At 28.4% G+C, this 13,382-nt stretch carries 10 protein-coding genes; all 10 read right to left on the bottom strand.

Going from position 1 to position 13,382, the window contains the following annotated elements:
• The 10 genes from D2846_RS01145 to rnr all read right to left on the bottom strand — a co-directional run bounded on the left by D2846_RS01145 (position 1) and on the right by rnr (position 13,379).
• Entirely contained in the window at positions 1–276 is a 276-nt protein-coding gene (locus D2846_RS01145) for a hypothetical protein (protein WP_117275082.1), read from the bottom strand.
• 2 nt (positions 277–278) lie between these two features.
• On the bottom strand, positions 279–1,316 hold the full coding sequence (locus D2846_RS01140) for a carbohydrate ABC transporter permease (protein WP_117275081.1): 1,038 nt from the start codon (positions 1,314–1,316) through the stop codon (positions 279–281).
• Positions 1,264–2,310: a carbohydrate ABC transporter permease gene (locus D2846_RS01135; RefSeq protein WP_117275080.1), complete on the bottom strand. Its 1,047-nt coding sequence runs from the start codon at positions 2,308–2,310 to the stop codon at positions 1,264–1,266. The genes D2846_RS01140 and D2846_RS01135 overlap by 53 nt, the downstream gene beginning before the upstream one ends.
• A complete protein-coding gene (locus D2846_RS01130) occupies positions 2,291–4,381 on the bottom strand; it encodes an ATP-binding cassette domain-containing protein (RefSeq protein WP_117275079.1) in 2,091 nt (696 codons plus the stop codon). Before D2846_RS01130 ends, D2846_RS01135 begins: the two co-directional genes overlap by 20 nt.
• A gap of 15 nt (positions 4,382–4,396) precedes the next feature.
• Positions 4,397–5,821 (bottom strand): thermonuclease family protein, encoded by a 1,425-nt coding sequence (locus tag D2846_RS01125; RefSeq protein WP_117275078.1) that lies wholly within the window; start codon positions 5,819–5,821, stop codon positions 4,397–4,399.
• Positions 5,822–5,916: 95 nt separating this feature from the next.
• A complete protein-coding gene (locus tag D2846_RS01120) occupies positions 5,917–8,328 on the bottom strand; it encodes a P68 family surface lipoprotein (RefSeq protein ID WP_117275077.1) in 2,412 nt (803 codons plus the stop codon).
• A gap of 220 nt (positions 8,329–8,548) precedes the next feature.
• A complete protein-coding gene (locus D2846_RS01115; RefSeq protein WP_117275076.1) occupies positions 8,549–8,833 on the bottom strand; it encodes an antibiotic biosynthesis monooxygenase in 285 nt (94 codons plus the stop codon).
• Between the two features lie 2 nt (positions 8,834–8,835).
• On the bottom strand, positions 8,836–10,386 hold the full coding sequence (gene metG, locus D2846_RS01110; RefSeq protein WP_117275075.1) for a methionine--tRNA ligase: 1,551 nt from the start codon (positions 10,384–10,386) through the stop codon (positions 8,836–8,838).
• Between the two features lie 7 nt (positions 10,387–10,393).
• Positions 10,394–11,182: a tRNA1(Val) (adenine(37)-N6)-methyltransferase gene (locus D2846_RS01105; RefSeq protein ID WP_117275886.1), complete on the bottom strand. Its 789-nt coding sequence runs from the start codon at positions 11,180–11,182 to the stop codon at positions 10,394–10,396.
• Positions 11,154–13,379: a ribonuclease R gene (rnr, locus tag D2846_RS01100; protein ID WP_117275074.1), complete on the bottom strand. Its 2,226-nt coding sequence runs from the start codon at positions 13,377–13,379 to the stop codon at positions 11,154–11,156. Before rnr ends, D2846_RS01105 begins: the two co-directional genes overlap by 29 nt.
• Between the last annotated feature and the right edge of the window lie 3 nt (positions 13,380–13,382).

The following is a 13,382-nucleotide window of genomic DNA, read 5'->3' as shown; positions in this document are numbered from 1 at the left end:
TTAACTAAACATTTCTACATATTTTCATGATTTAATTCCGGCATATGAAATTACAACACCCATTATGAAAATGATGCAAGCAAATGCTAAACCTCCTATTGAGTATGATCTTGCGAAGTTATATGTATCAATAATTTTTTCATCTAAAGTTACATTTTCATTAAGTGCAATAATGTCACTTAATTGCGAAATAAATATAGCTAATCCAATAATAGCAGCAAGAGCAATAACAGAAATTATTGTTCATGTAATAACTTTTCTTTTGTATCCGCTCATAACTATCCTTTAATTGTAGAACCTTGTCTACTAATTGCATTCATAATTCTTTTTCTAAATAATAAGTAAACTACAAACATTGGTAAGATAACGATAATTGCAGCAGCCATTCTAATGTTTAATTGAACATTTGAACCTGCATTAGAGTCTCTTTCATCAATTCCCGCTTTGAATAATCAAACTGAAATTAATTGTCAGCTTTTGTTATCACCATTAACGATTGATGGTCATAAGTAAGCATTTCATGAAGCTAAAGCTGTTAAGATAACGATTGTTAAAGTTGTAGGAATAACCATTGGGAAAGCAACTTTGAATAAGTATTTCATTCCTCCGGCTCCATCAACTAATGAAACCTCTTTAATTCTTCCTGGAATTGCTTCAAAAGCATTTTTGTACATAACAGTATTGAAAATACTTGCTGAGAATGGTAAAACCATTGCTAATAAGACTGTAAATAATGAAGATCTTAAGTTTGTTTTAACAACAACTGTATATTGTCCTGAAAGTAAGGCTACTTCAGGTAAAACTAGCAACGCTAGTGCTAAGAATCAAATTAATCCTTTGAATCTTCAATTTCTTAATGAGAATGCGTACCCCATTAAGAATGTAATGAATATTTTGAAGAATACTGATAAGAGCACATTAACAGATGTAACCATTAATGATTGTCAATATCCTGATGTTATGGCTCTAGAATATGTGTTTTGCACAACTTCTGATCATGGTCTAATGTCAAAACCACCTGAACCACCTTCTGCTTGAACAAAGTAAGTTTTACCTACAGTAAAATCAGAAGCAAATTGGAATGATCTTTTTAATGCTTCAGATTCATCATCAGTCATTAAAGAGATGTTAATCATAAAGATAAATGGGAAAATTATTACTAATCCAAAGAATGATAATAATAATAGTTTTAAAATAACACTAAATGCAATGTTTAATAGATTCTTTTCGGTTACTTGTGAAGAAACTGTTTCTTGATTTCTTCTAAGCTTTTTGGCTATCAGGAATTTTTGTAGCTTTAACTTTAACTCAAACATTTCTTTCTCCTAAATTATTAAGTGTTAATTGAACCATAAAGAATCCACCTCTAATAACTGAAGAGTAACTTACCCCAATAATAAATAATGAGATAGCTGAAGCTCCAGCTAAGGCAAAGTTACCATTTTTAGTAACTAAGTAAACATAAAGCATTAATGTACCACCACCATATGCGAATGCATTTTCTGGTTTGTTGTTGAATAATGCTAGTGGGAATACTTTTAATCCACCGATTATACCAAGTGTAATTAAGAAGTTAATTGTACCTCTAATTGAAGGTAATGTAATTGTGAAAAATTGTTTAACTTCTCCACAGCCATCAATTGAAGCTGATTTGTATAAGTTTTTATCAACTCCAAGCATAGCTGTTGTGAAGATTAAGATGTTAAATGCAAGTCCACTTCAAATACCGTTAATAAACATAGCTAATAAGGCATTAAAAGTAAATTGGTTACTTGTTTCAAGTCATGGTGTTTTTGAACCTAAAACTGCGTTTAGGAGACCATTTGAGCTGAATAACTGAATGAATGCTGTAGATGCAGCTACCGCGTTTGTGATGTATGGTAAGAAGAATACTGTTTGTCAGAATCCTTTTGCTCATTTTCTGTGTAATTTAGCAATAACAGATGAAATTGTTAATGAAATTGCCATAACAAAAGGTAAAACAGCTAATCCATAAATAAATGAGTTTCTCACCCCTACTGCAAAACGAGGGTCAGTGAATGTAGCTATATAGTTATCAAATGTTAATTCACCATCACTATTAAATAATGATTCTTTTAAATTTAAGACAAGCGGAACTATTGTGAACATAACTAATAGAATCACACCAGGAAGTAAGAATAAAAGTGGCATTCATAATGGTGTTCTTCTATCTAAAATTGAATGCGAAAGTGCAGCTTTTTTTCTAGATTGAGTTTTTAGTGATCAATTTAGTAAAAATGGTATGTATTTAGAAATAAATAAGTGTAACTTATTTGTCATTGAATTCATATGAAATTCTTTCTTCTGTAGCTGCATCAAAAATATGTAATTTATTTAATGGTAAGTCAAAGAAAATTGAATCTCCAACTTTGTAATTTCTTGAGTTGTCTAATAAGAAATTAATACGTCCTACGTTTTCAATTTCAACAACTAATTTACTTTCTTTTCCAAAGTTTTCTTGAACTACAACCTTACCTTTAAACATGTATCTTTGATTTCCGGCTTTAATAATGTAGTCTTCTGAACGAACTCCAACATTTAATGTTGAATTTGATCTGTCTTTGAATGAAATTTCTTTTACTTCTTTATTTGCAATGAATAATTTTCCATCTTTAAGTTCAGATGGGAATAATCCCATTTCTGGCATACCTAAGAAGCGAGCAACGAATTGATTTTTAGGCATGTTATAAAGTTCAAGTGGTGAACCTAATTGTTGAACTTTAGCTGTTGACATACATACGATAATATCTGAGATAGACATAGCTTCTTCTTGGTCGTGTGTAACGAAAACAGTTGTAATACCTAATGATTGTTGAATTTCTCTAATTCATTGACGTGTAGAAATACGTAATTTTGCATCTAAGTTTGAAAGAGGCTCATCCATTAAAAGAATTTCTGGTTTTTTAACAATCGCTCTAGCAATAGAAACACGTTGTTGTTGTCCTCCAGATAATCTTGTTGGTTTCTTTTGAAGGATTTTAACAATTTCAACACGGTTTGCAACTTCCATAACTTCATTGTGGATTGCTTTTTTAAGTGAAATATTATCTTTTGAAAGCTCTTTAATTTTTGCTTTATCTTCATCTGATAAGAAGTTTTTAAGTTCATTACTTCTTACTTGTTTCATTGTTTCTTTTAAGTGATATTTTAATTCTAAAGCTGATGATAACTTGTAGAAGTGTTTTTTAGCAACAAGAGGTAAATTTAAAGCATCTTTTTTTAATGTTAAATAATCATTGTTTGTTTTTAATGTGTTGCTAAATTCTTTTTTAGCAGCATTATACGCTTCTTGTTTTTCTTTTTTGATTAAAGCATATTCATCAACAATTTCTTTTTGTTTTTGAATGAATTTGTATCTTGTTAAAAGTTTTAAAACTTTTTCTTCTAATTTAACAACTAATTTTCTATCTTCAAGTACTAATTCTTCAAATTTAACAGACATTAATTCAGCAGCAAAATTGTTTAATTCTTTTGTTCTTTCTTCAATTGATTCATATGGCAATGGTTGATATTTAACAAATTTTGAAGGAACATTTTTTAAGATTTCTGCTTTAACTAATGTTTTTGGTAATAAGTTGTTATCTAAATCATTATTGTATTTTTCAGTAATTCTTAATAATTTTTCTTTAGAATCCTTACGTAATTTTTCATTTGTTTTTAAAACATTTTTTGTTAATAATGAAATTTTTGATGTTTCGTGAACTGAAGCTAATTTATATTCAGTGTGAGCTTTTTCGTAATCTTCAACAAGTTGAGCATATTTTTTGTTAAGTTTGTGTGGTAATTCTTCTGAGATTACTTCTCACTTGTTAAAGGCGTCTCTTAAGTCTTGAATTTCGCTTTTTGTAGCACCTAATTTTTCTAAGTATAAAATTTTGATTTCATTACGAGCTTTTTCTCTTTTTAAGAATGTTTTAAATTGTCAGTTAAAATCATTTTTTAATGGGAAAGCAATATTAGCATAAACACTTAAGTGTGGATAAAGAGCATAGTTTTGGAAAACAAAACCAATTTTTCTTTTTTGAGGTGTAAAATCAGTAACATCTTTTCCTTTGAAAAGAATTTTACCTGATGTTACTGTTAATAATCCAGCAATAGCGTTTAATGTTGTTGTTTTACCTGATCCAGATGGTCCTAAAAGTGTTACTAATTTTCCTTCTGGAATCTTGAAACTAACATTGTCAACGGCTAATGTTTCACCAAAGTCAATATTTAAGTTCTTTAATTCAATTGCTGGTAAATCAACATTAGTACTTTGATTGAATTCATTATAGTAATTTGAGATTTTTTCTAAAGATACTTGATCTAATTTAACAGCTTTTTCTTTTAAAGCATTGATAATTTTCTTTAAGATAATCATTGAATTTCCTTTCGATTATTTTTCTGTTATATAGTCATATACAGTATTTTCTTTTGTAGTTTTTTCTCAGTAGAATGGTGTTCATTCACTATTATTTTTAATTAAATAAATATTTTGTGAAGCAACGTAAGGATTTGTAAAGTAATTAAAGATACCTTTATTATTTTGAATTGCTTCTTTAAATGCTTTTGCAATTAATGGGTAAACATTGTATTCATAAGAGTCGGTATCTTTTTCTTTGAATTTTGCTTCTCATGTTTGATTTTTATATGGTAATGAATGTCCAGCTCTAACAATTTCTGTATTGTATGAATATTTGTAGTTTTCACCAAAGAAAACATCTGCTGTTATTCTTCCGTATGTATCTTGTCCATTAACAAAACCAATAAATACATCTTGCCCAAATTTAGAACCATTACCTAAAAGTGTTTCGGCAAATTTTGTTGCATGTAATGCAAACGAATATTCAAATGCTGGCGATGTAATTGAACCAGATTTATTATTACCAACAGCTTTTTCAGGTGTATCAATTCCAGCTAATCTAATTTTGTATGATTTCCCTTGGTCAATTTTTACAGTACCTACTTGTTTTGTTTCGTTAGCTGTAACTGTTACTGTATCTCCATCTGAAACATCAATAACTGTTGCCCTAAATCCTCGTGAACCAAATTTTTCATTTGTAAATGAAATATTTGTTGCTTTAAAGTTAGATTCATCTGAGTTTATAGGTAAATCTTTAAGCATTGGTTTTAAAGGTGTATCATGTGAATATTCGATATTTAAATGTTCTAAGGATTTAATTAACTTATCATTTAAAAAAGCATTGTATTTAAATGAATATAGAGTCTTAATTGAACTGATTGATTGTGCAAGATACTGATCATCATGACTAACACCTTTTTTACCTAAGTTTCCTAAGTTAAGGTGTTTTTGTGCTCCTGCAAGTTTTAATGTTACAACTTGTCCATTTAGTCCGATTGTAACTTCTTTAGGCAACCCAGTAGATTTTGATTCATCTACGAAAATTTTATTTCCTGCTGGTTTTGCTAATTGAATTTTATTAGCATATTTTTCATTTAAAAATTTATTAATTCTTTCTTCTAGTAATGAAATTGCTTTGTGATATTTAACTCTTTTTCCTGAGTCAGTTTTAATCCCTCTTGCAAATAAAGTATATTTACTTTCTTTGTCGTCAAAACTTAATTTGGCATTTTGCATTCTAATTGTTAAAAACTCATCATTACTAATTTTATTATCAGAATAAATTAATTTTTCGTTTGAATAAATTGGAAATGAATCACTTGATTCAACCAATTCTTCTTTTGAAGTGTCAATTTGTTTACTTGAGTTTGGTGCACTACATGAAACAACACTTCCGAACACACCTATTGTTGAGATGCTTGATAAAAACAATAAGAATTTCTTTTTGTTACTTTTCATTCCTCTCCTTATAATGTGAATTTACTAAAATAATAATAATAATAAATATAATTTGCTTTAACAAATTATATTTATATTGCATTATAGTTTATTAATTATTTTTGACCTTCTGTAAGGTATTGTACAAAGCTTTCAAAACTGTTTCCTGATGTTTTGTTTACAATGTTTGATTGTGTTGTTTCTCAAGCTGTAGCAATTTGTTTTCTGAATGCATCGGCATTAACACCAGCTGGTTCTTCAAATACAACATAATTGTCATCTAATGATGAAGCCTTAAATTCTTCGTAAGCAATTTTTAAGTATTCATTTTTTCCATAAATTGATTGACCATTTTTTGTATTTAAATCAGCTGTTGCTGTAATGTAGCTTGCACTTTTTTGAAGTTGGTCAAGCGCTGTGCTTTTTGCTTTACCGAATGTAATTTCTTTTTTAGATTCTAATAATCATTTTACGAAAGCTCTTGTTGCATCTTCATCTTCGTTATTTGATTTAATACCAATTAATGATGGACCTTGTGCAAATAAAACTTTTTTACTGTCTGTAGGTAATCATTTGCTTGGTGTAGCATGTGAAACTAATTCGTTTTGGTTTAATAATCCTGTATCACTTAATGATTTATAAGTAATTCCAGCAGCTTCTAAGTTTGTGTTTCCTTCTCTAACATTTGCTTTACCTTTTTCTGCAACATCTTTAATAGCAACTAAAAACACTTCTTGTTTGTTATTATTAACTAATGCAATAACTTCAACTTTATCTGAACCAACTTTTTTCATTGCTTCAAATCAACTAAGTTGTTTTGGATCTGCCGAAGCAGGATTTACAAAGAAGTTTAATGAAGTTTGAGCTGCTTGCAATGCTGTAATTTTTTGTTCATCATCAGTGTTTTTTAATTTATATGTATATGGAGGAAGCGCTTCAACACGAGATGCTCCAAAAATACTATTTTTGTACTTTCCGACTCATGCTAATGAACCTTCAGGGGCTTTATCATTATCTGTGAAAAAGTTTGGTGCAGCCTCAAATTCATATTTTGTTTCTGTGTGTTTTAAAACTGAAACTGCGTCACCTTGCGCTTTAAAGTTATGGAAGTAACCAGCTGTTGAACCAATAGAAAATGCAAACTTGTGTTTTGTTTGATCATTTGAACTATATTGCCCTGATGGGAATGCATATGTTGAACCACTTCTAAATGCTTCTGTAAACTTAGTGTAGATTTTTTGTGAATTAATATATGCATCACCATCTTTTTGTCTAATTGATGAATAGTTAACTTTGATTTTGTTATCATTATTTGAAACTGTTTGTAGCATTTTGTCTGGATTTGCTCCAATTGCAGCATATAATGCTTGTTCATAAACTCCAGTCATGTCATCAATACCGAAAACATGAACATCTGAGTCAAGTCCTTTACTTGATATTTCGAACATTTTTTGAGCAATGTTAGCAAAATCTAAAAGTGATGTATATGAATCAAAAATTGATTTAGAAAGTTTGAAGCCTGTTGCTTTATATTCTTGTAATACTGTATCAATTGTTGCGACTGGTGCACCTCATAATGTTTCAACTGTAGTTGCATCATTTGCACCTTTTGCAATAATGTCCTCAAAGAAAGTGTTTGACTGATCTTCTGTCTCGAACACAACGCCATGATCTCTCATTGTTTTTAAAATGTATCCTAATACTGGTGAGTTAATAGCTAATACTTTAGTACTTTTGAAGATTGGTAAAACATATGTAGATTTTTTATTAACGTTTTCAATTGAGTTATTAACTGCTGCAAAACCTTTGTCGAAGTAGTCGACGTCAACATTGATTGAGTCATCTAATGAGTTAAAGCTTAAAAGCATATCTTTTTCAGCTAATTTGGCAGCAACTGTTGAGTAGTTAACGATTAAGTTGAAGAATGTTTTTTCATCTTTAGATGATAACCCTAATCCAACTTTTTCAGCACCAACTTGATATCCTGAACCAAGAACTTTATGAACAACTTTTTTTGCTAATGGAGAAATTCCTAATTCTTTGTATTTAGCAGCTTTTTCTTCATCAGTTTTAGTTGAGTCATTTTTAACTGCAAGCATTTGATCTACTAATTTGTTGTATTCTTCTAAAATACTTTTAATTGTTCTTGCTTGTGAACCGCTTTCTGAGAAAGTTGTTGCTAAAACGATTTGATCTTTAACTTCTTGTGCGAAAAGTCTATTTGTTTCTGTTGAAGCATCAAGTCTCTCGAAGTAACCAGGTTTTGTTTCATCCATGATTTCTTGAATTTTTGTTTTAATTGCATCAATATCTGAAAGAGTTTTTAAATTTGCAATTTTTGCTTCAATTGCTTCTCTTTCTGATTCAGGAAGTTTCTTTGAAAAACTTTCAAGTTGATCTTTGTATAATTCAATTTGACTTTCTGAAAGCCCTGCTTGACTTGGTGTACAAGAAATAGCACCTGCAACTAATGCTAAAGAAGCTACACTTGTACCGGCTAATAAGTACTTTTTAATTTTTTTAGACATATTTAAGTCTCCTTATACTAATAAAATTCTCTTATTTCAAATAGTTTTTTATTCTTTAAAAAACAAGAAATTACAAAACAAGTTCATCTCATAATTTCTATTTATATTATATTAGAAATACTCATTTTGCTTAATTCTTGGTTAAATAAAATATAAAAAATGTGGAAAGTTTCCACATATTTTAATAAAGTTAATTTTATAACTATTTTTGTTTAAAATTTTATCTTTCTAAATCAAGGTCAAATAGAATTTCTGTTTTTTTAGCCATTTTTTCTAATGTTTTTAATTCATTATCAAACTCTGGCTGTTTGATAAATTGTTCATAATCATTTCTTGTAGATCATCTTTGTAAAATTACAATTTTATCTTTTCCTTCAAGACCATATTCAAATGATAAGTTTGTTTCTTGCATTCTTACTTTTTGAGTAAAAATGTATAAATAATCAATAAATCCTTTTAATTTTTCAGGATTGATTATATATTTAAATGATTTGGAATATATCATAATTACCTCTTAATTCTTTCAAATAACATGAATTGTTCATGTTGAATTTTATCTGCAAATTTATTGAAGTTTAAAATATCTTCAATTTTAAGTTCACTAAGACCTAATGCCTCTTGAACTTCTTGCATTTTTTGTGGTAAAACAACTTGTAAACATGTGGCCACTGCATAAATACCGTTTAATAATCTAACTAAAACTTCTTCAAGCCTAATTAAGTCTTCTTTTAAAGTTCATGGTTTTGTTTCATCAATATACTTGTTTAGCGCATTTGATAAACTAATTGCATGTTTTAATGCCTTATCAACTTTTAATTCGTTAAACTCTTCAATGTATGAATCTAAGTTTTCTTTGATTTTGTTTTCTATTTCGGAATCTAATTCATTGTTGCTTTCTGTGTAATTTAAAGGTGTTTGATTAAATGAATTAAATTTCATTTTTAATGTTCTAGATACTAAGTTACCAAAACTATTAATTAAATCTGAGTTGATAATATCAACAAATCTTTTTTCATCAAAAAGACCATCCTCGCCAAAATTAATTTGAGAAGCTAAAAAGTATTTAATCATTTCTGGGTGATACTTAGATAAAAGTTCATATGGATCAACAACGTTGTTTAATGATTTAGACATTTTTCTACCTTGGTCATCTAAAATTCAACCATGTGATTGCACTCTTGTTGGTTGTTTGATGTTTAAAGCTTTAAGAAAAATTGGTCAATAAATCATATGAAATCTTGTGATTTCTTTACCAACTAAATGGATAACTTCAGCGTTTTCGTCTTGTCAAAAATCTAAAAAGTTCTTTGAAGTTGGGTTTTCAACATCATATTCTAAAGCTGTTATATAGTTGCATAATGCATCTAATCAAACATATAAAGTATGTTTTGGATCTTCTAAAACCCTAATTCCTCAGTCAATATTAATTCTTGTTACTGAAAGATTTTCAAGCCCTGCTTTAATAAAGTTAGTTAAAATTTCATTTTTTGTTTTGTGTGGCATTAATCAGTTTGGGTTTTGATCAATATACTCTTCAAGTCATGGAACAAACTTTTGCATGTCAAAAAAGTAGCTTTCTTCAGACACGATAGTTAACTCTTTATGACTAACAGGATGATAAAGTTTACCATCTTTTTTGAGCGCTTGAGTCTCTGTTAAAAATTCTTCATCGCTAACTGAATACAATCCTTTATACTCATCTTTATAAATAAAACCATTTTTTAAGAAGTAGCTAAATATTTTTTGAACTCTTTCTTTATGATCTTTATTGCTTGTTCTTCAAAAATAATCATAATTAATGCCAAAATCTTTTCACATTTGTATAAACTTTGCAGAAAGTTCGTCTACTAATTCTTGTGGCTTTTTACCTAACTCTTCTGCTTTTTGTTGGATTTTTAAACCATGTTCGTCACTACCAGTAAGCATTTTAACTTCATAACCTAAAAGTTTTTTGAAATTAGCAATTGTTCAAGCTAATGTAGTTGTATATAAATGCCCAATGTGTAAATTACCACTAGCATAGTAAATTGGTGTCGTAATATATGATCTTTTTTTCATATCTCTCCTAAACTTTAATTGGTTTGTATAATTCTTTGACTTCTGGTAAGTAGTCATGATTTAATTTATCATTATGATCATGTAAATAAATGTTTTTAAGAAAATGTGTTCCTGAACCAGTTTGATATCTTGCTTCTATTAATGCAAATTTTGGTTTTTCAGTTAATCTTGTGTATACATATTGAATTCTTTTTGGTTCGAATTTATATTTTCTTAAAGCAACAAATGCATCAATCGATCTTTCGATTGGTAAAACAATTGTTAAGAAACCTTTTTGTTCGATAATTTTTGAGCATCCTAAAACTAATTCATCAAGAGTAAGCATGATTTCATGAGTTGCAATGAGCATTTCTTGATTAACATCTTTTTTGATTTTTGATTTATCAGCTTCATAAAAAGGTGGATTGCAAAAAATACTTTGGTATTTTTTAGCAGTGTTTTTTGTGTGTATTTTTCAAAATTCTTTAAAGTCTTGATTAATAATGTTAATTTGATCTTGCAAGTTGTTTAACTTAACATTTTCTATTGCAAGTTCAGCAGCTTTTTCTTGAATTTCGACTGCATCAATTTTTAATTCCTTATTTCTTGCAGCAACAAAAATTGATAAAGCTCCATTATTAGCACCAATTTCAAGTGTTCTCTTGATTTTGGAATTAAGGTAAATAAAGTTCCCTAATAAAATTGTGTCTACTGAATAATTAAACATTTCTTTATCTTGATATATATAAAGATCTGAATCAAATCCTAAAGAATTCTTTTCAAGTTTTCTATTTTTTAAATTTTCGTTTGTTATCATTTTTATCATTTTTCTTTAAATTATTTTTTCTTGCATCAAATGGTTTAGATTTTGAAGCAATATAGTCTTGATATAAATCTTCTAAAGAACAATCAACTTTACCTTCAACAAGATCAGTTCCTAAAATCACAACATTAACAAAATCACCTAATTTAAAGGTTCTTTTGCCATTTGATAAAGTTGTTAAAGTTTCATTTGCTTCATAAACTCCGTCAACTAATGTTGTTTTATGAACTAAGCCACTTGCTTTAAATTCAAATTCAACAAAGAAACCAAAAGGTAAAATGCTTAGAATTTGTGCTTTATAAACTTGACCAACTTTGTTTTTTAAGAATTCAGCAAATTTTAAATCATTTACATTTCTTTCAATTTGCACTGCTTTTTGCTCAGCTTTTGTATTTAAATCACCATAAGTAGTCATATTTTCAACAAACTTGTCATATAGATCAAAGTTTTTGTTTAAAACTAATTCTCTTAAAACTCTATGTATTACTAAATCTGGATATCTTCTGATTGGACTAGTAAAGTGGCAATAAAATTCAGATGCAAGTCCAAAGTGACCAATATTTTGACTTGAGTATACAGCTTTTTGCATTGTTCTCAAAAACATTAATTTTACAAAATCATCATCACGAACTGTTTTAATGTTTTCAACAAATGAAGCAAATGATTTTGGAGTAATGTTATTAGCATTAAGTTTAATATTTTTGATATCAATTGCTGATAATGAGTTTTTTAAATTTGTTAATTTAAGTTCATCAGGTGATTCATGGATCCTATATAATGCTGGTAGTTTTTTATCAAATAAAAACTTAGCAATGGTTTCGTTAGCTCTAACCATGAAGTCTTCGATTAAAACTTCTGAAAAACCACGTTGGTTAATAATAATTTCTTTAACTGAACCAAACTCATCAAGTTTAATTTTAGGTTCAGAAATTTCAAAATCTACATAACCTTGATCAACTTTATATTTATGTAAAACTAAACTTAATTCTTTAGCTTTATTCAACATGTCTTTAAGTTCTCTAGTGTCTTTGTGTCCTTCAGCATTACCTAAATCATTAGAGTTATAGAATTTATCAACTTGTTTATATGTTAAACGGAATTTACTTTCAATAATACCTTGGAAAACATTTACATTTACATTGTTACCTTGGGTGTCAATTTCCATTTCGCATGCCATTACAAATCTTTTCTCATTTGGGTTTAATGAACAGATACCGTTTGATAATTCGACAGGGAGCATCGGGATAACTCTATCAACTAAATAAATACTTGTCCCTCTTTTTAAAGCTTCATCATCGATTGCTGTTCCTTCTTTAACATAGTATGAAACATCGGCAATATAAACTCCAAGAAGATAATTTCCGTTAGCAAGTTTTTCAACATAAATAGCATCGTCAAAATCCTTGGTATCATCACCATCAATTGTAACAATAATTCTATTTGTTAAATCAACTCTATTATCTAAAAGTTCATTATCAATTGTTGATGGAATGTTAGCTACTTCTTTATCTAACTCTTTCGGAAATCCGCTTGGTGCCTTAATATTTTCTAAATAATATTTTACATACACCATTGGATCCGCTTCGTTTGTGATAACTCTATCAAGTTGAATTAAAATATTTTTGTTTTCGTATTTAACAATTTTGGCAACTACTAAGTCATTAAGTTTTGTTTGAACTAAACTTGAAACAATTGTTCATGTAAAACCTTGAAACCTTGCGTCAACAGGAACAAAATATGTATTTGAATTCTTTTCTTTAATGAATCCTTGAATTTCTTCATTATTTCTTTGGACAACTTCAACAATTACGCCGTCAAGTAGTTTTGCATCTTCTTTAGTATTTTCATAAAGATTAACTTTAACTGTGTCATTGTGTAAAGCTCCATTAAAATTAAAGTTTTTTATATATGCACTATTCTTTGTGTTATTTACTTCGTCAATATCATAATCCACGAATCCAAAAGTTCCTTTAGCAGAAACTTGTAAGTTACCTACAATAGTATCTTTTAAAATTGGGGCATAATATTCATCTTTATTGTTTTTAAAAACCTTATATTGTTTTTGTAATACTGATAATAAAGATGTTAATTCTTTGTTATTTGATGGCGAAATTCTAAAATACTTTGCAATTTCTAAAAAAGTTCTTGATTTTGCTTCACGAATATACTTTAATATTTTTTCTTGATTCATGTT

The organism is Mycoplasmopsis edwardii (assembly GCF_900476105.1).
Classification (GTDB): domain Bacteria; phylum Bacillota_I; class Bacilli_A; order Mycoplasmatales; family Metamycoplasmataceae; genus Mycoplasmopsis; species Mycoplasmopsis edwardii.
The sequence above is the reverse complement of the archived record's forward strand: the minus strand, read 5'-3'. Positions and strand labels throughout refer to the sequence as shown.